Here is a 22,650-nt window from a genome sequence, read left to right as displayed (position 1 = left end):
CAGACTCACCGCAGATCTGTGACTCAGCGGGCATTGTGTGGGAGCGGGCTTGCCCCGCGAAGAGGCCGGCACAGGGCACCCAAGGCTCAGCGCCAGCTCTCTTTAACCGCCTTGCGCCGCCCGCCCAGAATCACCCAGCCGATGCCCAGCAACAGGCTCTCGACCACGAACGCCAGCACGAACCCGGCGCCAACGCCCCAGCCGATGGCTTCGGGCACCAGCAGAATCTGGTAGCTGTAGCCCTTGAGCGTCTCTTCGCGCAGCTGCGGGTCGGGCTGCACCAGCACATGCCAGGTCGTGGTCACCCAGGAGCCCTGCAGCGCCTGCCACTCGGCCTCCAGCAACTGGTTGCGGATCATCAGGCTCTCGATGCTGTTGGCATCACTGTTGAACACCGGGTCGTCACTGCTGCGGTAGTGCCGCAGCAGTGCCTGCAGGTCGCCATTGAAGAACCGTTCAGCCGTCTGCTGGAAGCCATCGAGCGCCTGGCGCGATTCGAACAGGTGCGCCTCTACCCGCTGGCTGTAGTCCTTGACCAGCCCAGGCACCTGGATACCGGCCAGCAGGCCGAAGGTGAACAGCAGCAACCGCAGGTAACTTCTGAACATGCAGCGTCCTTAGCTCTGGCCTTGCGAAACGCACTCTCCGTGCCGCCACAGGGCCCACTGGCCGGGCTCGTAGCGCCGCCAGGTCTCGTTCTCGGTCAAGGCCTCGGTGGCTATCACCGTGACCACGTCGTTGGGGGTGGTTTCGGTGTGAAAATCGACGATAAGGTCGACATCCTTCAGCCGCGCAGCGCCAAACGGCGCGCGACGGGTAATATGCACCAGCTTGGTCGAGCAGAAGCAGAACAGCCAGTCGCCGTCGCTGAGCAGGCAATTGAACACGCCCTTGCCGCGGTACTCGGCACAGGCTTCGACCAGCACCGGCAGCAGCTGTTCCACCTCCACAGGCTCCGGGAAGGCCGCGCGGATGCGGTTGAGCAGGTCGCAGAAGGCGGCTTCGCTGTCGGTGTCGCCGATCGGCCGATAGAAGGTCGCTTCACCCTTGAACTCGCCCAACTGCCCGTTGTGCGCGAAGCACCAGTTGCGGCCCCACATTTCGCGGACGAACGGGTGGGTATTGGACAGGCACACCCGGCCAACGTTGGCCTGGCGGATGTGGCCGATCACCACTTCGCTCTTGATCGGGTAACGCTGCACCAGGTTGGCCACTTCCGACTCGCTGCTCGCGGCCGGGTCCTGGAACAGGCGCAGGCCGCGGCCTTCGTAAAAGCCGATGCCCCAGCCATCACGGTGCGGGCCGGTGCGCCCACCGCGCTGCATCAGGCCGGTGAAGCTGAAGACGATATCAGTGGGGACGTTGGCACTCATGCCCAGCAATTCGCACATGGCGGTCTCCCGGCTTACAGACGTGGCTCGACCCGGCCGCCAGCGGGTGTGGCAGGCGGCGGGTCGTTGCGGTAACGGTCGCGGCGTTCGCCGGCCAGCGGGGCGCCCATGCCGACCGCCTCGTCTTCGGCGGCCTGGCGCTGGGCAGCCGCTTCAGCCTGTGCGCGGCGCTCGCGGGCGCGTTTTTCCAGCGGCCAGCGCAGCAGCACGAAGGCCAGGTACAGGCCAAAGGCGATCAGGCCGTACATGGCAAAGTCGGAGACCGCGCGCCAGGCGTTGTTGCCGACTTTGAAGGCAACGTCCAGGGCGGTGATGGCAATGGCCGGGGCCATGGCATCCTTGCCCGGGTCGACCACGGTCGGGGTCAATAGCAGGACCGCGAGGATGACCCGCAGCGGCTCACGCAGCCAGCGCCACATCCAGCCGGTGAGTTTGAAACCCACCCAGATGCAGCCCAGGGCAGCAACGGCGTAGAGGCCCCAGGCGAGGGTATAGTCGTTCTCGGTCATGGTGATCGTGCAAGCCAGGCAAAGAGTTGCCTATGATAAACACTTTTCCGGGCGCAGGCGCCCCCTAGCCAAGAGATCCCCAATGCCCAACGCGCTCCAGCCTCCCATTGCCCGCCCGGACCAGGCCACCGACCCCTACGCCTGGCTGCAACAGCGCGACACCCCTGAAGTGCTCGAGTACCTGCAGGCCGAGAACGCCTACCAGGAGGCCTGCCTGGCCGACCAGGCGCCCCTGCGCGAGCAATTGTTCGAAGAGATCAAAGCCCGCATCCTCGAAACCGACCTGTCGCTGCCTTCGCCCTGGGGCCCTTACCTCTACTACACCCGCACCACCGCCGGTGACGAATACCCGCGCCACTACCGCTGCCCACGCCCGGCGGATGACTCCAACACCGTCGACGAAAGCCAGGAACAACTGCTGCTCGACCCCAATGCCCTGGCCAACGGCGGTTTTCTGTCCCTGGGGGCGTTCAACGTCAGCCCGGACCACTGCTTGCTGGCCTACAGCCTCGACACCAGTGGCGACGAGGTCTACACCCTGTACGTCAAGGACCTGGCCAACGGCAGTGTCACCGCCCTGCCCTTCGACGATTGCGACGGCAGCCTGACCTGGGCCAACGACAGCCAGACATTGTTTTTTGCCGAGCTGGACGACACCCACCGGCCGTGCCGCCTGCGCCGCCATACCCTGGGCATCGAGGGCGCACAGACCGTTTTCGAAGAAGACGATGGCCGCTTCTTCCTGCACTGCTACCGCTCAAGCTCGGAAAAACAGCTAGTGCTCCTGCTCAACAGCAAGACCACCAGCGAGGCCTGGGTGCTCGATGCCGAAACGCCACAGGCCGCATTCTCATGCCTGGCGCCCCGTGTCGAAGGCCATGAATACTTCCCCGACCACGGTCAGCTCGATGGCCAGTGGCGCTGGTTCATCCGCAGCAACCAGGACGGCATCAACTTCGCCCTTTTCCACGCCCCTGCAGACCAGGCGCCCACCCGCGCGCAATGGCAGGTGCTGGTGCCGCACCGCGACGACATCATGCTCGAGGGCCTCAGCCTGAATGCCGACGCGCTGACCCTGAGCCTGCGCGAAGGCGGCCTGCCGATCATCGAAGTGCGCCCGCAAGGTCTGCCGGCCTACCGCGTCGAACTCCCGGATGCGGCCTACAGCCTGTACGTGCAGGACAGCCTGGAGTTCGCCAGCACCCGCGTGCGCCTGCGCTACGAGGCGCTCAACCGCCCAGCCCAGGTACGCCAGCTGGACCTGGCCACCGGCGCACAGGTGGTGCTCAAACAGACCCCGGTGCTGGGCGAGTTCGATGCCGACGACTTTGTGAGCGAGCGCCTGTGGGCCACTGCCGCAGACGGCACCCAGGTGCCAATCAGCCTGGTGCGCCGCAAGCAGGACCTGGGCAAGACCGTGCCCCTGTACCTCTACGGCTACGGCGCCTATGGCGAAAGCCTCGACCCGTGGTTCTCGCATGCCCGCCTGAGCCTGCTGCAACGCGGCGTCGGCTTTGCAATCGCCCATGTGCGCGGTGGCGGCGAGCTGGGTGAAGCCTGGTATCGCGCCGGCAAGCAAGAGCACAAGCACAACAGCTTCAGCGACTTCATCGCCTGCGCCGAGCACCTGATCGCCCAGGGCGTGACGGCCTCCGACCGCCTGGCCATCAGCGGCGGCAGCGCCGGTGGCCTGCTGATGGGTGCGGTGCTCAACCTGCGCCCCGAGCTGTTTCGCTGCGCGATCGCCGAAGTGCCGTTCGTCGATGTGCTCAACACCATGCTCGACCCCGAGCTGCCGCTGACCGTCACCGAGTACGACGAATGGGGTAACCCCGAAGAGCCAGAAGTGTACGAGCGCATCAAAGCTTACGCGCCGTACGAGAACGTCCGCGCCCAGGCCTACCCGGCCATGCTGGTGGTCGCCGGCTACAACGACAGCCGCGTGCAGTACTGGGAAGCGGCCAAGTGGGTGGCGCGCCTGCGCACGTGCAAGACCGACGGCAACCTGCTGCTGCTCAAGACCGAGATGGGTGCAGGCCATGGCGGCATGAGCGGGCGGTATCAGGGGCTGCGGGATGTGGCGTTGGAATATGCGTTCGTATTTGGTGAACTGGCCGTGGTGTAAAACGCGTTTTTTGTTGTCTTAGTGGTCGCGCTTCATTAGCAAGGACCACCTCTGCCCCCGTAGGAGCGGCTTCAGCCGCGAACACCGGCAAAGCCGGTGCCATCCAGCGAGCCGCTGGCTTCGCGGCTGAAGCCGCTGCTACAACGGGATTGGGTGATCACAAGATACCGGACAACACGAAGAACAACACATGCCCGACCAGACCCACCTCAGCGCCGAGATCCGCGACATGCTCATGGACTGCGGCCTGTTCGATACCCTGCAACCCAGCGACTGCCTGACCGCCGCGGGCTATTTCAGCCTGGCCGCCATGGCTGAGGGCGAAACCATCTTCAACGAAGGCGACGCCGGTACGTTCATGTGCATCCTGCACCGTGGCGTGGTTTCTGTACGCAAGACCGACGCCACAGGCAATCAGCTGGAAATCGCCACCCTGCGCAGCGGCCGCGCCTTTGGCGAAATGGCCGTGCTCGACGGCGAACGCCGCTCGGCCAGTTGCGTCGCCGCCAGCGACTGCCAACTGCTGACCTTGGGCAAGGACTCCCTGGAAAAGATGCTCAACGAAGCGCCACGCATCGCCGCACGGATCATCCGCGCGCTGGCCGTGGCCCTGTCGAAACGCCTGCGCATGCAGGACGGCCAGCGCCTGGCGCTTTAGTCGTCATCCGCCGCCGGCTTGGCAGGCTCGGTGCGCAAGCCGGGCAAAGGCTGGTCCTTCGGCGGGCCGGGCACCGGCATCGGCGGCAGCAGCGGTGCGCCGGGGTGGCGGTCATAGGCCTTGGGCGGGGTGCTCGGGGTGATCTGCGGGTACGGCGTGGGCGTCGCGGTGCCAGGCGCCCCGGGCACCGGCGTGCTGATACGTGGCGGCGTGCCGGCAGCCTGGGCCACGGGCAGGCCGGCCAGCAACAGCGCGGCGAGGATCGCATGCAACATCAGCAACCTCCTGTCTGAACATTCCTACAGGCTACGCCGTTATGAAAGTTTTCGCCTGTCCGCCTGCCCCACAGGCGCGCTAGACTCATGGGCATAACCGTTATCTGCCTGATCAGAACAAAGGAAACACCATGAGTTCGGCTTCCACTTCCGCCGCCACCGCCCGCCTCGACCGCATCCTCGCCGACGCCAAGCGCGACAAGGAGATGGGCTACCGCGACAAGGCCCTGAGAATGTACCCGCACGTGTGCGGCCGCTGCGCCCGTGAATTCGCCGGCAAGCGCCTGAGCGAGCTGACCGTGCACCACCGCGACCACAACCATGACAACAACCCGCAGGACGGCTCCAATTGGGAGCTGCTGTGCCTGTACTGCCACGACAACGAGCACTCGCGCTACACCGACCAGCAGTACTTCAGCGAAGGCTCCACCAGCACCCCGAGCATCGCCAAGGCCACCCACAACCCGTTCGCCGGGCTGGCGGGCCTACTGAAAAAAGACTGAACGTCGATACGGCCACCGCTGCTGCCGGCAAGCCCGTATAATCGCGCTTTTTTTTGCGAAGGGCCCCGGCACGTGGCAAACAAACGGTACAGCTGCATCGGCCTGTTCAACCCCAAGTCTGCGGAGAACGTCGGTTCGGTGATGCGCGCAGCGGGTTGCTACGGCGTCAACTCGGTGTTCTACACCGGCAAGCGCTATGAACGCGCGCGCGATTTCGTCACTGACACCAAACGAGTGCACTACGACATCCCGCTGATCGGCATCGACGACCTGCAACGCATCATCCCGCTGGGTTGCACGCCGGTGGCCGTGGAGTTGGTGGACGGCGCCCGGCCGCTGCCCGAATACACCCATCCAGACCGCGCCATCTACATTTTTGGGCCCGAAGACGGCAGCCTGGACGCCGACGTGCGGGCGTGGTGCGAAGAGACCATCTACATCCCCACCCAGGGCTGCATGAACCTGGCGGCGACGGTCAATGTGGTGCTGTATGACCGCATGGCCAAGGGCTTGAACACCCGTTCGGGGCCCAAGTTCAAGTAACAGAAAAGCCGCCGTTGGGGTGTCTGAACCGGCCTGATCGCCGGCAAGCCGGCTCGCACATGCATCCCCAAAGGTCAAAAGGCCTTTGGGGTATCTGGACTGCCCCTCAAGGGTTGGATTGGTGTCCAACTTCTTGGGGGCAGTCCATACCTGTGGGAGCCGGCTTGCCGGCGATGAGGCCAGCCCTGACACCACAAAGGCGGCCGGGTGCTGAGCTCCGTCAGAACAGCACCGTCCTGCAATCAGTTCACGAAGCGTTGATCCAGATGGTCTTCAGCTCCGTGTACTGGTCATGGGCCCAGATGGACTTGTCACGCCCACCAAAGCCGGACTCTTTGTAACCACCGAACGGCGTCGAGGCATCGCCTTCACCGAAACAGTTGACCGTGACCACGCCCGCGCGGATTTCACGCGACAGGCGCAAGGCATGGCGCAGGCTGCCGGTGTAGGCCGAAGCGGCGAGGCCGTAGACGGTGTCGTTGGCCAGCTCGATCGCCTCGTCGATGGTCTCGAAGCTGGTCACGCTCAGCACCGGCCCGAAGATTTCCTCGACGAACAGTTTGCTGTCGCGGCCCACGCCATCGACGATGGTCGGTTGCACGAACACGCCCTGCTCGGTCTCGCCGCCCTGCACCACCTTGAGCTTCTGCTCGGCAGCGTATTCCAGGTACGACCTGACCTTCTCGAAGTGCGATTTGCTAACCATCGCACCCAGGCGGTTTTCCGGGTCCAGCGGGTCGCCCAGCTTCCAGCCTTTCAGGTGCTTGGCCATCAGGGCCAGCAGCTCGTCCTTGACGTCCTTGTGAACGATCAGGCGCGAGGAGGCCGAGCAGTTCTCCCCCATGTTCCAGAACGCACCGGCGGTGACGAACTGGGCCACTTCATCGAGGTCTTCGCAGTCGTTCATGACCACGGCCGGGTTCTTGCCACCCAGCTCCAGGACGATGCGCTTGAGGTTGGACTCGGCGGCGTACTTCAGGAACAGGCGGCCGGTGTCGGTGGAGCCGGTGAAACTGACCATCGGGATGTCCATGTGGCGGCCGATGGCTTCGCCCACTTCACGGCCACCGCCTGGCACCAGGTTGAACACGCCTGCCGGTACACCGGCCTGATGGGCAAGCTCGGCTACGCGCAGCGCGCTGAGGGTGGTTTCCTTGGCCGGTTTGACCACGACCGAGCAACCGGCGGCCAGCGACGGGGCGATCTTCCAGGCCAGCATCAGCAGCGGGAAGTTCCACGGCAGTACCAGGCCGACCACGCCGATGGCTTCGCGCACCACCATGGTCACGGCAGCGTTACCAGTGGGGGCCGTGTTGTCGTAGATCTTGTCGATCAGCTCGGCATGCCAGCGGAGGGTGTGGATGGTTTCCGGCACGTCGACATTCTGGCACTCGCTGACTGGCTTGCCGCTGTCCAGCGCTTCCAGCACGGCCAGTTCGTGGCTGTTGTCTTCGAGCAATTGGGCGAACTTCAACAGAATGTGCTTGCGCTCGCCCGGCTGCAGCCTGGACCACGAACCTTCTTCGAACACGCGCTTGGCCGCCGCCACGGCGACGTCCACGTCCTGCACGTCACACGCGGCGACCTCAGCCAGTTGCTTGCCGGTGGCCGGGTTGGTGGTGACGAAGGTGAGGCCCGAGACGGCATCGCGAAACTCACCGTCGATGAACGCCTGGGTGCGCAGTTGCAGGTCGGCGGCGATCGCCGCGTATTGCTCCTTGCTCAGCAATTGAGCCATGTTCAGGCACCTCCCGTGATCTGTGCGATGTTGCGTTTCAGTTCGCTGACGACGCGCTCCAGCGCCTGCTTCTCGGCAGCGTCCAGCTCGGACAGCGGCTTGCGTACGCCACCGGTGCTCAGGCCGTTGAGCGCCACGCCGTACTTGATCGACTGGACGAACTTGCCACCTTCGAGGAAGTCCATCAGCGGCATCATGGCGCCCATGATGCGGCGGCCTTTATCGAAGTCCTTTTCGAGCACGCAGGCTTCAAACAGGGCCACGTGTTCACGCGGGATGAAGTTGGAGCCGGCGCAAACCCAGCTTTGTGCGCCCCAGGCGAAGAACTCCAGGGCCTGGTCGTCCCAACCGCACGACAGCTGGATGTTCGGGCGCTGGATGGCCAGGCGATGCAACTGGGCCATGTCACCGGAGCTTTCCTTGATGGCGACGATATTCTTCACATCTGCCACGGCATCGAAGAACGCCTCGCCCATGCTCACGCTCATGCGGCCAGGGTAGTTGTAGAGCATGATTGGCAGGCCAGCGGCGGCGTCGACGGCTTTGACGTGCTGGGCTATCTCTTGCTGGGTTGGCAGGGCGTAGGGTGGAGTGCCCACCAGCAACGCGTCGGCCTGGATTTCCTTGGCGTGCTTGGCGAACGCCACCGCGTCTTCGGTACGGATGCCACCGGTGCCGACGATCAGTGGCAGGCGGCCGTTGAGCACGTCCTTGGCCTGGGCGGCCAGCTCGATACGCTCCTGGGTGGTGTGGGCGTAGTACTCGCCGGTGGAGCCACCGATGATGACACCATGGATTTTCGACTCGACCAGGTATTCGAGGACTTCAGCGAACGCCGCCTTGTCGATCGAGCCGTCCGCAGCCAGCGGGGTGATTGCCGGGGTGTAGATGCCTTCGAATTTCACGGTAGGTTCTCCAGTACGTTGATCAATCATGTAAAAGCCACCGCGGCTCGACGCGGCGGCAGGTTGTAGGGGCTCAACCCAGCGAGGCGGCCTGTTGCAGGTTCAGCGAACGGGTTTCCGGGGCCAGGGCGATGGAGAAGGCCAGGCCGACGAAGGTGACGGCAGCGGCGGCATACATGGTTGCGCCGATGCCATAGCTGTCGAGGGCGATGGGGACCAGCCAGGTGCCGACCGCAGCACCGACCCGCGACATGGAGGTGCCCACGCCCACCGCGCCGGCACGGATTTCAGTGGGGAACAACTCGTTGGGATACACCAGCTGCAGCACCTGGGCACCACCGATGAACAGCGCATAGGCACCGAACAGCACCAGGATGAGCATCTCGTTACTTTGGCTGAAGACCCCCAGGCCGAGCAGGGCCAGCCCCGACCAGAAGAAGCTGTGCAGCAGCGTGGTGCGCCGGCCGATGGTGTTCAGCAAGCGGGTGCCGATGATGCAGCCGACCACGAACAGGCAGGTGATCGCCACCGACCCGATCGACGCCCAGTCACCTTTGAGGTTGAGTGCGCCCAGGACCTTGGGGGCGAAGGCATAGACGGCGAACACCGGGATCACCGAGCACGTCCAGAACATGGTGACGAACAACATGCGCTTGCCGTAGCCGGAGTGCAGCAGGCTGAAAAACGACAGCTTGCGGGCCTTCGGTTCCTCCGGCAGGTTGTGCAGCGAGAAGTCGTTGCCGTACACGGCCTTGATCACCTGCTCGGCTTCGGCCGAACGGCCCTTGCTGATCAGCCAGCGTGGCGACTCGGGCGTGCCCAGGCGAATGGCGAACAGCAACATGCCGATCACTGCGGCGCTGGCCAGCACCAGGCGCCAGGCATCGTCACCGCCGTGACGCAGGATGGCCTGGCCGATGACATAGGCGGTAGCTGCGCCGGCGAACCACAGCACGGTCAGGGTGGCCAGGCGTGGGCCGCGGTTCTTCCTGGGCAGGAACTCCACCAGCAGCGACGTCGCCACCGGGTATTCGATGCCCACCGCGATGCCGATGGCAAAGCGCAACAGGAACAGCGCCAGCGCCGACTCCACCCAGAATTGCGCAACCGAGGACAGGATGAACAGGGTCGGCCCGATAAAGAACACGCGCTTGCGGCCGAAGCGGTCGGTCAGCCAACCGCCGAAGAAGCCACCAAAGAAGATGCCGATCAACGCCGAAGCGGCGATCATGCCCTGCCAGAAGCTGGTCAGGTTGAGGCCTGCGGACATCTGCACCATGGCCACGCCGATGATGCTCAAGATATAACCATCGACGAACGAGCCCCCGCCGGAGCGCAACGTCAGCAATTGGTGAAAGCGGTTGATCGGTACATCTTCAATCGAAATATTCGGACTTTTCATTGTTGTTCCTACCATTTCATTTACATGCACGTTTTCAAGGCGAGCGCGCCCGCGAAACTGAAAACCTGTTCAGCCCCGGGTGAACGGACAGCGCGTCTCGATCATCAATTTCGGGCAAAGCGAGCCCGTATCGGTCAAAAACGACCGACTTCAAATGTCCAATGGCCTAACTTGTGTAACGGATCAGCTTTCTCTTCCTGCGCGCATCTGCCCCCACTTCAGGTTGGCGTTCAAACCCAAGGAAACCAAGGGCTGCGGTGGGTTCGCACAAGGCCCCGGGGCATTGAGCAGAAACTCGATGAGTTCGTTCTTGTCACCGGCCAACCAGTCGCCCAGCAACTTGCCGGTGACCGTACCGCGGGTAACACCGAGGCCGTTGCAGCACAATGCGCCTACTACATTCGGTGCCAACTTGCCGAAGAAACCCATGTGGTTGCGCGACAGTGCCAATGCACCGCCCCAGGTATATTCGAAGTTCACGCCGGGCAACATCGGAAAGCGCCGGGCGAATGATTCGCGGTGGCGTTGGACGAACCGTTCCAGGTACTTGCGGTTACTGCGCCCATCGGGGTTGTAGCTGAAACTGTTGCGGATCAGCAGGCGGTTATCGACAGTGCGGCGCAGGGTAGTGCCGAACGGGTCTGCCGGGATCACGCCCCAGTTGGGTTTGCCACCCAGGTGCGCCTGTTCGTCTTCGCTCAGCGGGCGGGTGATGCTGGCGTAGGTAAACACCGGCAGCATGCGGCCCTTGAGAAAGCCGAAGCTCATGCCGAAGGCGTTGGTGGTGAGCACCAGCTTGTCGGCCGTGATTGACCCGTTGGCATGGCGCAGCACCACCTTGTCTCCATACTCGACATCGTTGATGGGGGTGTTTTCGTACAGGGAGACGTTGCTCGGCAGGCTGTGGGCCAGGCCTTTCACCAGTGCCGAGGGCTGCAGCAGCGCCGTGCCGGGGGTGAACAGGCCCTTGCGGTAGAAATGCGTGCCGATGTGGTCCGGCAGGTCGCGACCTTCGATCAGCTCGTAGGCCTGGCCGAGCTTGTCCAGGCCACGGCGGTAGGCATCGAGCACGGCAATGCCGCGATCCTCGATGGCCGCCTGGTATTTGCCACAGTGGCGGAACTGGCACTCGATGCCATGGCGTTCGATCAGCTCCTTGAGGTAGGACTGCCCACCCAGATTGAGCTTGAGCACGGTCCTGGCGATACCAATGTCACCGATGTAGTCCTCGGCGCCGATGTCATGGGGCAGGTCGATAGCGAAACCGGCGTTGCGCCCCGAGGTGCCGAAACCGACCTCCTGGGCCTCGATCAGCACGATCTCATCGTCGGGGAAGTTCGTTGCCAACTGGCGCGCCGCAGCCAGGCCGGTGAAGCCAGCGCCCACCACCACCCAGCGCGCGTGGCTATGGCCAATGTGGGCCGGCCTTGGCCTGCGGAGTTGGCTCAGGTGGTACCAGCCACAGGTGGCATCATCGGCAGGTAACGAACTTATTCTTGTCATGTCACTAACCTGGGTCGTGTTGTTGACTAGCGGTCAGCGCCCGTGGCGCAACCCCTCAAACTCATATCTGAATCGGCACATCCAACCCTTGTGGCGCGGCGTATTCGGCCATGCGCCGGCGCGACAGTTCGAAGTGTTCACGCACCAGTTGCCCGGCGGCCTGCGGGTCGCGGCGTTCGATGGCCTGGATCATCTGGTCGTGCTGCTCGCAGGCGACTTCGAGGTCACGCTGCATGTCATCGGTGGTCGGGTGGCGATAGAAAATCTTGCCCAGCCGGGTATGGTCGATCAGCAGGCGACGCAGGCTTGGCATCAGGTAATCGTTGTGCGCCATCTTGCCGATTTCCAGGTGGAAGGCGTCGTTGTAGAGCACACGGTTTTCCACATCACGCTCTTCGATGGCCTGGCGGAACAGCGCCTGGATGGCTTTGAGCGCTTCGATCTCGGCTTCGCTGGCATTGCTGGCGGCCAGCTGGGTAGTGGCGACGTAGATGAGCGGCGCGGCCACGTAGAAGCTGTGCAGCGATGCGTGGTTCATCGCGGCGACGCGAGGGGCGCGATTGGCTTCCAGTTCGATGTAGCCTTCGGCGGCGATCTGGCGCAGCAGCTCGCGAACCGGGGGGCGCGACAGGCCGAACTCGTCGCACAGGGCCAGTTCGTCCACCACTGCGCCTGGTGCCAGTTCCATGCTGAGGATTCGGCGGCGCAGCGCTTCGGCGAGGACGGCCTTGCGGTCCTGCGGCACCTCTGCACTGACGGGTTGGACGGTGGCTTTCATGGTGGCCTTTGTTGTTGTCATGGCGCTGTGTCTACTATTTGTATAACGACTATATGGCACTGTTAGACAATGTGTCTACAGCATTTTCGATGAGCGGTGGAATCTGCAGAAGCCCCATATTCAAAGGGCTTGAGCGGAGTTCAGGGGTGAGATTAAACACCCTCGAGGCTGCATTGCCAAACCGGACAGGTAGTTGTCCAGACAAGACAAACCCACCGCCCGGCAACGCCGACTGAACGGTGGGCACTGCACATGGGTCAGCTGCTTACACTTCACAAGGAGGGCTTGCCATGCTCGATATTCATTCCACTTCGGCATCACAGGAACATAATGTTCAGGGCCTGGAACGGGTCGGATCACTGGCCGGCGGAGCGTTGATGTTCACCAAAGGCTTGCGCCATGGCGGCCTGATCGGGCTGCTGCAGATGGTGGTGGGCGGTATTGCGGTGGCACGAGGCGTCAGCGGGCATTGCTCTACCAAGGCCTGGTTTCAGCAACACCGCCAGGAATATCACCGTCTGCGTTCGGACATCGAGCGCAGTGCGGGGGAGCTGCAGGCGCTCAAGCGCAGTGCCGATGCGGCTACGCGCGGGGTGACGGTGACGGGCAAAGATCCGTTGACCGGTAGTTGATGGGTTGTTTGTACCGGCCTCTTCGCGGGCCGGTACAGCCAGCAGAGAACTAGCGCAATGCCTTGCTCTGAAATGCCTTGCTCTGCAACACCTCGGACCGCCGCCCCAGCACGCTCTCGCTGATCTGCACGAACTCATCGGTAGTCACTTTCGGCAAGCGCATCAACGCCTGCGTCACATCATCCAGCGATCGCTTGGCCTGGGTGTGGATGCGGATTTCCTTGTCCAGCGCCTGCAGCAGCAGCACCCCACGCGCCACTTGTGCCGGCCCCACCTGCTCGCCGCGCAGCTGAGTGACCTTGGCGCCCTGCTTCTGCAACCGCGCCTGCCACACTTGGTATCGGTCGTCGCTCACGCCCCCGGCGCGGCGCAGCAGTTCGTTGGCGTAATACTCGGTGAGGCTCTGGCCTAGCCAGTCACTGTCGGCACTCACGCGGATCTGCGCAAACAGCTGAACCAGCTCGCGCAGCAGCGGGCTGCTGCCGCTCTCGCTGACCATGGGCCGGCCGCTGTGCAGGTAAAGCGAGCCCCGCGCCGACATCGCCCCACGCCACATGCCGTCGCGGGCACCGACCAGCAGCAGCTTGGGCGGATTGCGCGGGAACACGGCCTGCAGGTGCGGCCAGACGAAGGTCAGCAAGGTCAGGTTGTCCATGCGGCGCATGCCCTGCCCTACCGGAGCCGCTACGGTCACATCGGTTTCGCCCAGGCGTGCACGGCGGCTGCCGAGGTCGCCTGCAAGCATCCAGCCGGTCGGGCGGTCGAACAGGCGCGAAACATTGTCGATGCGGAATTTGTCCTTGCCGATACGCGGCCAGGAGGTTTCGATGCTTTTCCAGCCCTCGGGCAAGTCGACCGACAGGCGCGCCACCAGTTCGGTGCCGTCTTGCTGATCGAGGCGCGCCGGCGGCACCAGCTGGTCGCCCATGAACAGGGCCCAATGGGGCGTGATACGCGAGGAATAGGCGCCGCTGCGCAGCTTCTGGTCCAGCTTCACCCGGTAACTGAGGCTAGTCTTGCCCGCTGCCGGGCGCCACACGCCCCGCTCGCCCTGCGCCTGCCATTGGCCATCCGCCTGGAAACCGCTGTAGGCGCCAGCCTTGCCCAGGTCGAAGTCGAGGCTGCGTACGGCACTGCCATCAGCCAGGGTCAGGCGCACTTCGGCCTGGCCGTTGGCGGGCAACAGGCGCACCTGATAGTCGAGGTCGACCTTTTTCGCCCAGGCCGACGAACAGGCGACAAGGCCCAGGAGCAGCAACAGCTGGCAACGCATACAGAAACTCCTTGTTTCCCAGAGGCGACGGACTGTGCCGCTCAGCTGGCGCGAAAGATCAGGTGGTCTTCCCAGTCGTCTTCATCCACGTCCTGCTCCCTGAGCATACGCCCCGACTGGGAAATGCGCTGCTCATGCACTTGCTGGCGGTCACCGCAGACCAGGTGGTGCCAGGCCGGCAGGTCCTTGCCCTCGCTGACAAGGCGGTAGCCACAGGTGCTCGGCAGCCATTTGAACTGGTCGGCCTTGCCTGGGGTGAGCTGGATGCAATCGGGTACTTCGGCGAACCGGTTGGGGTAGTCGCTGCACTGGCAGGTGTTCATGTCCAGCAGCTTGCAGGCGATGCGCGTGTAATAGACGCTGTTGTCGTCCTCGTCCTCGAGCTTCTGCAGGCAGCACAGGCCACAGCCGTCACACAGCGACTCCCACTCTTGCGGGTCGAGTTGTTCGAGGGTCTTGCGCCGCCAGAACGGCGCGCTTTCAGCGATCATCACACGGGTTTCCTGCAGTCATCTTGAGGCCGCGGCGCGCGGCGGCGCCAGTCTAGAGCCTGGCCCTCGGCAACGCCAGACCGCTTGTCAGTCCTGACCGGACGCAGTAGCGTGCGGTCTTTCCCCTCCACTTGCAGGAGCAGCCATGAGCGCCACCCCTCGCATCGCCGATTACGCCATTAACGAACAGTTCATCAACCGCTGGTCACCCCGCGCTTTCACGGCCGAGCCGATCAGCGAAGAAACCCTGTTGAGCTTCCTCGAAGCGGCCCGCTGGGCGCCGTCGGCCTACAACTCGCAACCCTGGCGCTTCCTTTATGCCCGGCGTGACACGCCGAACTGGGAGCGTTACCTGAGCCTGCTGGTGCCGTTCAACCGCAGCTGGGCGCAGCAGGCATCAGCGCTGGTGCTGGTGATTTCCAAGACCACCTTCGCGGCCCCAGGTGCCAGCGAAGAAAAGCCAGCCCTGTGGCACACCTTCGACACCGGTTCCGCCTGGGGCCATCTGGCCCTGCAGGCAAGCATCAGCGGTTGGCACACCCACGGCATGGCCGGGTTCGACAAGGACCTGGCGCGCAGCGAGCTGAAGGTACCGGAAGGCTATGAGCTGCATGCCATGGTGGCGATCGGCAAGCTGGGCGACAAGGCGAGCCTGGACGAAGGCCTGCAGGCCCGTGAAGTGCCAAGCCCGCGCCGGCCACTGAGCGAACTGGCGGCTGAGGGTGATTTCAGCCTGTAAGCCTTGTTGTAGCTTTGCTGGCCCCATCGCCGGCAAGCCGGCTCCCACAAGTACCCCGCCGATGTTGAGGCCTGCGCAGTACCTGTGGGAGCCGGCTTGCCGGCGATGGGGCCGGCAAAGGCACCACCAATCAATAGCCCCTGGTGAAATCCACTTCACCCCGCATCCCCTGCCCTGCCTGGTATGCCCGCTCATTCTCGACAAACAACCGCACCATTGCCACCGGCGAGGTGGGCGCCGAGCTGTGCCCGGTGAGCAGCAAGCCCCACGCCGTCCAGAACGGGTGGCGCTGCGGCAGCGGCTCCTGCCGGCACACATCGATCACCGCGCCCGCCAAATGCCCCTCTTTCAAAGCCTCGACCAGATCGGCATCGACAACCGCCACACCGCGCCCGGCATTGATGAACAGCGCGCTTGGCTGGAAGCACTTGAACAGTGCGGCGTCGTACAAGTCATGGGTGGCCGGCGTATCCGGCAGCAGGTTCAGCACGTAATCGACCTGCCCGACCATCCGCGGCAAGTCAGCCAAACCGGCCACTTCAACAAACGGCGCCTGCTCGCGGGCGGTGCTGGCGATGCCATACAGGGTCACACCAAACGGTGCGAGAAACTCGGCCACGCGCTGGCCGATATCACCGGTGCCGACGATCAACACCTTGCGCCCCTCAAGCGAGTGCCCGGGGCGCCCGTCCCAACGGCGTTCGACCTGGCTGACCAGGCGCGACAGTACTTCCCGCTCATGCCCCAGCATGTAAGTGAGCATGTACTCGGCCATCACCTGGCCGAAGATACCGACCGCGCGGGTCAGGCGGTATTCACGGGGCAATCCCTCGGCCAGCAACGGTGTAATGCCCGCCCAGGTCGATTGCACCCACGCCGGCGTGTAACCCTGGCGCAGCAGGCTCGCCAGCAGGTCCGGCTGGCCCAGCCAGATCGGGCACTGCGGCGCCTGCAGGGCCAACTCGGCGGAATCGCCGCTGGTCAGGATTTCCAGGTCCGGGGCCGCTTCGGCCAGCAGGCGGGCGTAGGTGGCATGATCCTGCTCAGCGATCAGAACGCGCATCAAAGTAACAACCTTGGCAGACGACGAAGGCGGCCCGCCATGCGGGCCACCTGGGCATGTGAGGGGACCGGGGCTGGGTCAGACCGGGTCGTTGCGGCGCAGCAGCTCTTCCGGCAAGTGCTCGATGTACTCGTCTTCGGCCGGTGGCATCTGCAGGTGGTAGCCCTGGTTTTCGAGGTTATCCAGCACCTTGGCGATGTCTTCGCGGGCCAGCGTGCGCTCGGGGGTCAACACCAGGTCGAAGGCGTGCACGGGCTTGCCGAAGAACGGCAGCAACGCCTCGGGCACCCGCTCCAGGCCGTCGGCCTTGAGCACGTAGAGGTACATTTCGTTCTTGCGGGGGCTCTTGTAGATCGAGCAGATACGTTTCATCGGGTTTCTCCGGCGCCTGCCAAGTCATCCAGCAGGGCCTGGCCCATCCGCTCACGGCGCCAGCCGCGCAGCGAATCGGGCAATTGATAGGGGCCATTGGGGTAGCCACTTTTGAGCAGCGCTTCCAGGGCTTTCTTGCGCAACATCAGCTCTGGGGCGATGCCAAGGCGTTCGCCTTCGGCCTGGCCGATGGCGCGCAGGCGCTTGAGGATACCGGCGGCTTCGATCGGCAGCGGCTCGGGCAGCGTGGCCGGCCATTGCTCAGCCGGCTGGCTGGCAGCGCGCTTGATCAGCTCGATCAGCACGGCGCCGTCCTGACGAATGGTGCGCGGGTGCATTTCTTCGATCTTGGCCAGCGCCGCCAGGTTGTCCGGCTGGCTCTTGGCCATTGGCCACAGCGAGTGTTCTTTGAGGATGCGGTTGCGCGGTACGTCGCGGCTGCGTGCCTCACGCTCGCGCCAGGCGCACAGCTCGCGCAGCACCGCCAGTTGCTGGCGGCCCAGCTTCCAGGCCAGCTTGACGTCGCGGTACAGGGTTTGGGGGTCGACTTCACGGCGCAGCGCCGCCACCAGTTCGGCGCCGTCTTCCAGCACCCAGGCGTATTTGTCGTCGGACAGGCGTGGGCGCAGGGCCGAGAACAGCTCGGCCAGGTGCACGGCGTCTTCGGCGGCGTAGCTGATCTGGGTGTCCGACAGCGGGCGCTGCAGCCAGTCAGAGCGGGTCTCGCCCTTGGGCAGCTCCAGGCCCAGCACTTCCTGCACCAGGCGCGAGTAGCCCATGGAGAAGCCCAGGTTCAGGTAGCCGGCGGCCAGCTGCGTATCGAACAGCGGCTGCGGCAGCTTGCCGGTCAGGCGCAACAGCACTTCGAGGTCTTCGCTGCAGGCGTGCAGCACCTTGACCACGCCGGCGTCTTCGAGCAGTTGGCCCAAAGGCTGCCAATTGCCGATCAGCAGCGGGTCGATAAGGAAAGCCCGCTCGCCGTCGCCGATCTGGATCAGGCCGGCTTTCGGGTAGAAGGTATCGACCCGCATGAACTCGGTATCGAGCGCCACAAAGGGCAATTGGCGCCACTTCTGGCAGAGTTCGGCCAGGGTCTGGTCGTCACGGATCCAGTGTATTTCGATGGCCACGAGGCTCTCCCACAAACATTGGCGCGCAGTATATACGGCGCGGGCACTGCGGGTGAAACCTGGCGACCGCCGCGCCTGCAAGGATATTGAAAAGCGTAATCGATCAGCGCTTGGCCGCCAGCCACGGGCGGCAACTGGCGAACATGTCCAGCGACTGCTGGTAGACCTGGGTGTGCACCTGCAGCAGGCCCAGCATGGAGTGGAACAGGTTGTCCTGCGACAGCGGTGCATCGCTGAGCTTGGCCAGGCAGTCGGTGTCCAGGCCGAAGTCTTCTTTGTAGCTGTCGGAGAACCAGGTCAGCAGCGGCACGTGCTTCTGCTGCTCCGGGGCAATGGCGTACGGGGTACCGTGCAGGAACAAGTTGTACTCGCCCAAAGACTCGCCGTGGTCAGAGAGGTAGATCATCGCCGTATCGACCTTGCCTTGCTTGCTGCGCAGGGTGTCGATCAACGCCGCCAGCACCTTGTCGGTATAGGCCAGCGTGTTGTCGTAGCCGTTGATGATGGCCTGTTCGCTGCACTGGTCCAGGGCATTGCTCCGGCACACCGGGGTGAAGCGCTCGCTGCCATTGGGGTAGCGCTTGAAATACTCGGGGCCGTGGCTGCCCATCTGATGCAGCACCAGCACGGTGTCTTTGTCGAGGTTGTCGATCAGCTCGCCCAGGCCCTGCAAGAGGATCTCGTCGTGGCACTCGCCATTGGCGCACAGCGCCGGGTCCTTGAGGTTGCTGACATCGATGAACTGCACCCGGTCGCAGGTGCCCTTGCAGCCCGACTGGTTGTCCCGCCATTGCACCGCCAGGCCGGCACGCTGAAGGATGTCCAGCAGCCCTTCGCGGTTCTTCGCCACACGGGCGTCGTAGTCCTTGCGCGGCATGCCCGAGAACATGCACGGCACCGAGACTGCGGTTTCAGTACCGCAGGAATGCACATCAGAGAACGCCAGCAGCCCTTGCTCCTTGGCCAGGTTGGGGGTGGTATCACGGCCATATCCCAGCACACCGAAATGGTCTGCCCGTGCACTTTCACCGACCACCAGCACGGTCAGCGATTTGCGCTCGTGGTGCTGCCAGGCGGGGTCACGCTTGGCATCGGTGCCGTAACTCTGGAAGGGCCGGGCCGCCGTACCGACACGCTCGCTGGCATAACCAATGGAGGCTCCGATGATGTTGCTGGGGGTAAGCATCAGGCGCAGTTCGTGGTGGTTGCGAAACAGTGACGACAGCCCCTGGTAGTTCACCAGTGCTACCGAGCCCAATGCCACCACGCAGGCGCCGCTGACCACCAGTTTGCCGAGCACCTCTCGGTGCCAGGCACGGTAGGCAATGGGGGCTTTCCACAGCAATAAAGAGGGCACTACACCAAGTAACAATATATACGCGGCAAACTTGAAAGAGAGTAGATCTCGCACTTCCGCCACATTGGTTTCAGCCATGTTACGGAACATGCCTGCATCAATAAGCACACCGTACTGGTTCATGAAGTAGGCGACGCCGGCGCCACTCATGAACAACAGGATCAACAGCGGTTTCAGCACATAGCGAAAGGCACACAGCGTCAGCACCAGGTTGAACGCGAACAACATCAACGCGGCAAACGCCAAGCTCAGCCACAACCCAGGCAAACCGCTGGGTACCACCTGCTGCAGGTGCTCCCAGAGAAACGCGTTGAAGCCAATCAGCAGGTACACGCTGGCCAGCAGCGTGACCCATTCGGTCCGCAGCGATTTGAAGTTGATCATGGGTGTTCTTGATCCAGAGTGGTTATTACCCCCGGCACGCTCGGCACCGTGGGAAAGTTGCCGCAACTCTAGAAAGCACACCATCAATTTTTTGTGAAAAAGACGCCAACGAATTAGTGAACAGGCGTCTTCATACCGATTAATTCAATTTCGTTCAGCGGCCATTCAGCCGGGGAGACGAAGCTTGGCGTAAGGCTCGCGGTCAATATCCTGCACCTCGACACACAACTGAAGGTCCAACCCTTGCTGCTCTGCAAGGGCCTCGCGCAGCACCGCAAGCAAGCTGGCCGACAACTGCTGCTTCACCTCGGGCGAGCGCCCGCTGAGGATGGCCAGGCGCACATGGGCAAACGCCCGCTCACCCAGCCCGGTGCCGACCCGGTAATGGCTGAACACCTGGGCACGGCTTTTGATGTCCGCCTCGTCAGCGAACTGGCCGCTGCCGAACAGGGCATGGTTCAGGCGCAGCAGCAGCAGCACGTCGACGTTGAGTGCGCGCAGGTTGTCGCTGTATTCCAGGTTCAGGTGAGGCATGGCACAGGTTCCAGGCGTTGGGAAGATCGACAGCCTACCCCAGTCCCCTACCCGCGCAAAGGCGGCTATCCTCAAAGGTCAGGACCTTAACGACAACCCTGACAGAGGTGAAGAAATGCCAGTTCCGCATGATCTGCTCGCTGACTTGCACGTTACCGCTGATGCATTCCAGGCACTGATAGACAAGGACCACACGCTGCATGCGTTGCACAAGGAATACAACGCCAAAGACAAGGAGGTGGTCGCCGCCGAGGGCAACGGCACCAACGATGACGCCGTCAACCGCCTGCGCAAGGAGCGCCTGCTGATCAAGGACAAGATCGAGCGAATTATTCATCCGCCGAAATCCTGATGGGTTTCTGCTGACACGACCGGCCTCTTCGCGGGGCAAGTCGGATCGCCGCACCGCCGCTCCCACAGGCATCTCACACGTCTCGAAGACTCTGCTGATCTTGTGGGAGAGGCGGTGCGGCGATCCGACTTGCCCCGCGAAGAGGCCTGCAGCATTCACACCGCAGCCGAAGCCTTCAGCGCTGCATCCAGATCCTCGATCAGATCGCGGTAGTCCTCGATCCCGATCGACAGCCGCAGCAAGCTTTCACTGATCCCCATCACACCCTTCTGCTCAGGGCTCAGGGAGTTGTGCGACATGCTCCAGGAGTGGTTGATCATGCTCTCCACGCCCCCCAGCGAATCGGCCAGCACGAAGATCCGCAAGGCTTCGACCAGGCGGTTGAGCGCTGCGCGGTCGCCACCCTTGATTTTCATCGCCACCACTGCCCCGCCCGCCCTCATCTGACGCTTGCACAGGGCGTGCTGCGGGTGGCTTTCCAGCCCTGGGTAATACACCTGCTCGACCTGCGGGTGGCGTTCGAGAAAACGCGCCACCTGCAGGGCATTGGCGCACTGGCGCTCCATGCGCACGTCGAGGGTCTTGAGGCCGCGCAGGGCCAGGTAGCAGTCGAACGGCCCCTGGATGGCGCCAATGGCCATGCTGATTTTGCGCAGGCGTGCCAGCAGCGCGTCGTTGGCGGCCACCACCACGCCGCCAGTCAGGTCCGAATGGCCGCCGATGTACTTGCTGGCCGAGTGCATCACCAGGTCCACCCCGAGTGTGATCGGCCGCTGGTTCCAGGGCGAACAGAAGGTATTGTCGATGCAGGTGAGAATACCGCGCGCCCGCGCCAGATCGCAGACCGCCTTGATGTCGACCAGGTGCAGCAACGGGTTGGTCGGCGACTCGATCCAGATCAGCTGGGTTTCAGGTTTGATCGCTGCAGCCACGGCCTCGACATCATTGAGGTCGACGTAGGTCGTGGTCAGGCCCGAAGTGTGCGCGCGATAGTCTTCGAGGATACGGAAAGTACCGCCGTAGACCCCGTTCATCACCACTACGTGGGCGTCCTTGGGCAGCAACTCCAGCACGGTGGCGGTGGCGTTGACACCTGAGGCACAGGCTACCGCGCCGACGCCTTCTTCCAGCGCCGCGACGCAGCTTTCATACGCATGCCGGGTGGGGTTGCCGACGCGGCTGTAGGCGTACTCCGGGTTGTGGTCGAGGCTGCGCTTGGTGTACGAGCTGGCCGTGTAGATTGGCGGAAAGATCGCGTTGTCGGCGACGCTGAACTGCTCGCCGGCGTGGATGGTACGGGTGGCGAAATTGCGCGGCTTGTCGGACATGGTCGGGCCCATTGGCAGATTTAAGTGCGCAACTATCGCACAATCCCGCGGGACGACAACGCCTGTGCTTGCAGGAATTTTTTCTATCGTTGGAGTAATCTGGGGAATATTTTTCTGACCGGCCTGTAACCGATATGGACAGCTTCGACCAGCACATCCTCACCCTGCTCCAGCGCGACGCGTCGATCTCGCTGAAAGACCTGGCCGAGGCCGTCAACTTGTCTACTACACCCTGCTGGAAACGGGTCAAGCGCCTGGAAGAAGACGGCTACATCCTCGGCCGCGTCGCCCTGCTCGACCCCGAGCGCCTGGGCCTGGGGCTGACGGTGTTCGTCCAGCTCAAGACCCAGCGCCACGACAGTGCCTGGCTGGAACGGTTTGCCACGACGGTGAAGGGCTTCGAGGAAGTGATGGAGTTCTATCGCATGTCGGGGGATTGGGACTACATGCTGCGGGTGGTGGTGGGTGACATTGCGGCCTACGACCGGTTCTACAAGAAGCTGATTACCAGCACCGACGGGCTCTCCAATATCACCTCCAGTTTTGCCATGGAGCAGATGAAGTACACCACGGCTTATCCGGTGCACAGAAGCTGATTTGGGCTGCCTGTGCCGGCCTTATCGCCGGCAAGCCGGCTCCCACAGCTATGGCACAGGCCTTGAGGG

General features: G+C 63.5%; 25 protein-coding genes. 8 read left to right on the top strand and 17 right to left on the bottom strand.

Going from position 1 to position 22,650, the window contains the following annotated elements; translation table 11 throughout:
- Nucleotides 1-86 precede the first annotated feature (86 nt).
- Genes ACFY68_RS15390 through ACFY68_RS15380 form a run of 3 tightly spaced genes read right to left on the bottom strand, consistent with a single transcriptional unit; the run spans nucleotide 87 to nucleotide 1,900 of the window.
- Nucleotides 87-608, bottom strand: a complete 522-nt coding sequence (locus ACFY68_RS15390; protein ID WP_387528745.1) for a DUF2937 family protein — start codon at nucleotides 606-608, stop codon at nucleotides 87-89.
- Between the two features lie 9 nt (nucleotides 609-617).
- The gene (locus ACFY68_RS15385; protein WP_387528743.1) at nucleotides 618-1,391 is read right to left on the bottom strand and encodes a class II glutamine amidotransferase; all 774 of its coding nucleotides are present in this window, start codon (nucleotides 1,389-1,391) and stop codon (nucleotides 618-620) included.
- A 14-nt stretch (nucleotides 1,392-1,405) separates the two neighbouring features.
- Nucleotides 1,406-1,900 carry an MFS transporter gene (locus tag ACFY68_RS15380; protein ID WP_387528740.1) on the bottom strand — a complete coding sequence of 165 codons (495 nt, stop codon included), beginning with the start codon at nucleotides 1,898-1,900 and terminating at the stop codon, nucleotides 1,406-1,408.
- 82 nt (nucleotides 1,901-1,982) lie between these two features.
- Between ACFY68_RS15380 and ACFY68_RS15375 the strand changes: the two genes are divergently transcribed.
- A complete protein-coding gene (locus ACFY68_RS15375) occupies nucleotides 1,983-4,025 on the top strand; it encodes a S9 family peptidase (protein WP_387528737.1) in 2,043 nt (680 codons plus the stop codon).
- Between the two features lie 190 nt (nucleotides 4,026-4,215).
- Nucleotides 4,216-4,683, top strand: a complete 468-nt coding sequence (locus tag ACFY68_RS15370; RefSeq protein WP_387528734.1) for a Crp/Fnr family transcriptional regulator — start codon at nucleotides 4,216-4,218, stop codon at nucleotides 4,681-4,683.
- On the opposite strand, the gene ACFY68_RS15365 is transcribed toward ACFY68_RS15370, so the two are convergent.
- Entirely contained in the window at nucleotides 4,680-4,958 is a 279-nt protein-coding gene (locus ACFY68_RS15365) for a hypothetical protein (protein WP_387528731.1), read from the bottom strand. The genes ACFY68_RS15370 and ACFY68_RS15365 overlap by 4 nt on opposite strands.
- Before the next feature lie 131 nt (nucleotides 4,959-5,089).
- On the opposite strand from ACFY68_RS15365, the gene ACFY68_RS15360 reads away from it, so the two are divergent.
- Both ACFY68_RS15360 and ACFY68_RS15355 read left to right on the top strand, forming a co-directional pair.
- Nucleotides 5,090-5,461 (top strand): YajD family HNH nuclease, encoded by a 372-nt coding sequence (locus ACFY68_RS15360; RefSeq protein WP_012315716.1) that lies wholly within the window; start codon nucleotides 5,090-5,092, stop codon nucleotides 5,459-5,461.
- Nucleotides 5,462-5,533: 72 nt separating this feature from the next.
- Nucleotides 5,534-6,004, top strand: a complete 471-nt coding sequence (locus tag ACFY68_RS15355; protein ID WP_387528728.1) for an RNA methyltransferase — start codon at nucleotides 5,534-5,536, stop codon at nucleotides 6,002-6,004.
- Between the two features lie 247 nt (nucleotides 6,005-6,251).
- Here the strand turns inward: ACFY68_RS15355 and ACFY68_RS15350 are convergent, their stop codons facing one another.
- The 5 genes from ACFY68_RS15350 to ACFY68_RS15330 all read right to left on the bottom strand — a co-directional run bounded on the left by ACFY68_RS15350 (nucleotide 6,252) and on the right by ACFY68_RS15330 (nucleotide 12,330).
- Nucleotides 6,252-7,742, bottom strand: a complete 1,491-nt coding sequence (locus tag ACFY68_RS15350; protein ID WP_387528725.1) for an aldehyde dehydrogenase — start codon at nucleotides 7,740-7,742, stop codon at nucleotides 6,252-6,254.
- 2 nt (nucleotides 7,743-7,744) lie between these two features.
- Nucleotides 7,745-8,647, bottom strand: a complete 903-nt coding sequence (locus ACFY68_RS15345) for a dihydrodipicolinate synthase family protein (RefSeq protein ID WP_387528722.1) — start codon at nucleotides 8,645-8,647, stop codon at nucleotides 7,745-7,747.
- A gap of 73 nt (nucleotides 8,648-8,720) precedes the next feature.
- Nucleotides 8,721-10,049, bottom strand: a complete 1,329-nt coding sequence (locus ACFY68_RS15340) for an MFS transporter (RefSeq protein ID WP_387528719.1) — start codon at nucleotides 10,047-10,049, stop codon at nucleotides 8,721-8,723.
- A 183-nt stretch (nucleotides 10,050-10,232) separates the two neighbouring features.
- Nucleotides 10,233-11,552: an NAD(P)/FAD-dependent oxidoreductase gene (locus tag ACFY68_RS15335; protein WP_387528716.1), complete on the bottom strand. Its 1,320-nt coding sequence runs from the start codon at nucleotides 11,550-11,552 to the stop codon at nucleotides 10,233-10,235.
- Nucleotides 11,553-11,613: 61 nt separating this feature from the next.
- Nucleotides 11,614-12,330 carry a GntR family transcriptional regulator gene (locus tag ACFY68_RS15330; RefSeq protein ID WP_387528713.1) on the bottom strand — a complete coding sequence of 239 codons (717 nt, stop codon included), beginning with the start codon at nucleotides 12,328-12,330 and terminating at the stop codon, nucleotides 11,614-11,616.
- Between the two features lie 290 nt (nucleotides 12,331-12,620).
- On the opposite strand from ACFY68_RS15330, the gene ACFY68_RS15325 reads away from it, so the two are divergent.
- Nucleotides 12,621-12,962 (top strand): DUF2892 domain-containing protein, encoded by a 342-nt coding sequence (locus tag ACFY68_RS15325; RefSeq protein ID WP_387528710.1) that lies wholly within the window; start codon nucleotides 12,621-12,623, stop codon nucleotides 12,960-12,962.
- A gap of 49 nt (nucleotides 12,963-13,011) precedes the next feature.
- On the opposite strand, the gene ACFY68_RS15320 is transcribed toward ACFY68_RS15325, so the two are convergent.
- Nucleotides 13,012-14,235: a hypothetical protein gene (locus ACFY68_RS15320; protein ID WP_387528708.1), complete on the bottom strand. Its 1,224-nt coding sequence runs from the start codon at nucleotides 14,233-14,235 to the stop codon at nucleotides 13,012-13,014.
- A 41-nt stretch (nucleotides 14,236-14,276) separates the two neighbouring features.
- Nucleotides 14,277-14,726 carry a YcgN family cysteine cluster protein gene (locus ACFY68_RS15315; protein ID WP_387528705.1) on the bottom strand — a complete coding sequence of 150 codons (450 nt, stop codon included), beginning with the start codon at nucleotides 14,724-14,726 and terminating at the stop codon, nucleotides 14,277-14,279.
- A 145-nt stretch (nucleotides 14,727-14,871) separates the two neighbouring features.
- Here ACFY68_RS15315 and ACFY68_RS15310 point away from each other — a divergent pair, with 145 nt between their 5' ends.
- Nucleotides 14,872-15,465, top strand: coding sequence for a nitroreductase family protein (locus ACFY68_RS15310; RefSeq protein ID WP_387528702.1), 594 nt, complete (start codon nucleotides 14,872-14,874; stop codon nucleotides 15,463-15,465).
- 130 nt (nucleotides 15,466-15,595) lie between these two features.
- Here the strand turns inward: ACFY68_RS15310 and ACFY68_RS15305 are convergent, their stop codons facing one another.
- The 5 genes from ACFY68_RS15305 to ACFY68_RS15285 form a co-directional block, all read right to left on the bottom strand.
- Entirely contained in the window at nucleotides 15,596-16,528 is a 933-nt protein-coding gene (locus tag ACFY68_RS15305) for a D-2-hydroxyacid dehydrogenase (protein WP_387528699.1), read from the bottom strand.
- A 78-nt stretch (nucleotides 16,529-16,606) separates the two neighbouring features.
- The gene (locus tag ACFY68_RS15300) at nucleotides 16,607-16,900 is read right to left on the bottom strand and encodes a YcgL domain-containing protein (protein WP_346611675.1); all 294 of its coding nucleotides are present in this window, start codon (nucleotides 16,898-16,900) and stop codon (nucleotides 16,607-16,609) included.
- On the bottom strand, nucleotides 16,897-18,030 hold the full coding sequence (gene rnd / locus ACFY68_RS15295) for a ribonuclease D (protein WP_387528697.1): 1,134 nt from the start codon (nucleotides 18,028-18,030) through the stop codon (nucleotides 16,897-16,899). The genes ACFY68_RS15300 and rnd overlap by 4 nt, the downstream gene beginning before the upstream one ends.
- Before the next feature lie 103 nt (nucleotides 18,031-18,133).
- Nucleotides 18,134-19,771, bottom strand: a complete 1,638-nt coding sequence (locus ACFY68_RS15290; protein ID WP_387528694.1) for a phosphoethanolamine transferase — start codon at nucleotides 19,769-19,771, stop codon at nucleotides 18,134-18,136.
- A 165-nt stretch (nucleotides 19,772-19,936) separates the two neighbouring features.
- On the bottom strand, nucleotides 19,937-20,305 hold the full coding sequence (locus ACFY68_RS15285; protein ID WP_387528692.1) for a 5-carboxymethyl-2-hydroxymuconate Delta-isomerase: 369 nt from the start codon (nucleotides 20,303-20,305) through the stop codon (nucleotides 19,937-19,939).
- A gap of 115 nt (nucleotides 20,306-20,420) precedes the next feature.
- Here ACFY68_RS15285 and ACFY68_RS15280 point away from each other — a divergent pair, with 115 nt between their 5' ends.
- Nucleotides 20,421-20,657 carry a YdcH family protein gene (locus ACFY68_RS15280; RefSeq protein WP_346612064.1) on the top strand — a complete coding sequence of 79 codons (237 nt, stop codon included), beginning with the start codon at nucleotides 20,421-20,423 and terminating at the stop codon, nucleotides 20,655-20,657.
- A gap of 155 nt (nucleotides 20,658-20,812) precedes the next feature.
- On the opposite strand, the gene ACFY68_RS15275 is transcribed toward ACFY68_RS15280, so the two are convergent.
- Nucleotides 20,813-21,997 carry a trans-sulfuration enzyme family protein gene (locus ACFY68_RS15275; protein ID WP_387528689.1) on the bottom strand — a complete coding sequence of 395 codons (1,185 nt, stop codon included), beginning with the start codon at nucleotides 21,995-21,997 and terminating at the stop codon, nucleotides 20,813-20,815.
- A 122-nt stretch (nucleotides 21,998-22,119) separates the two neighbouring features.
- On the opposite strand from ACFY68_RS15275, the gene ACFY68_RS15270 reads away from it, so the two are divergent.
- Nucleotides 22,120-22,581, top strand: coding sequence for an Lrp/AsnC family transcriptional regulator (locus ACFY68_RS15270; RefSeq protein ID WP_387528686.1), 462 nt, complete (start codon nucleotides 22,120-22,122; stop codon nucleotides 22,579-22,581).
- The last annotated feature ends 69 nt before the right edge of the window (nucleotides 22,582-22,650 follow it).

The sequence above is a fragment of the Pseudomonas sp. NPDC012596 genome, assembly GCF_042902325.1.
Classification (GTDB): Bacteria; Pseudomonadota; Gammaproteobacteria; order Pseudomonadales; family Pseudomonadaceae; genus Aquipseudomonas.
The sequence above is the reverse complement of the archived record's forward strand: the minus strand, read 5'-3'. Positions and strand labels throughout refer to the sequence as shown.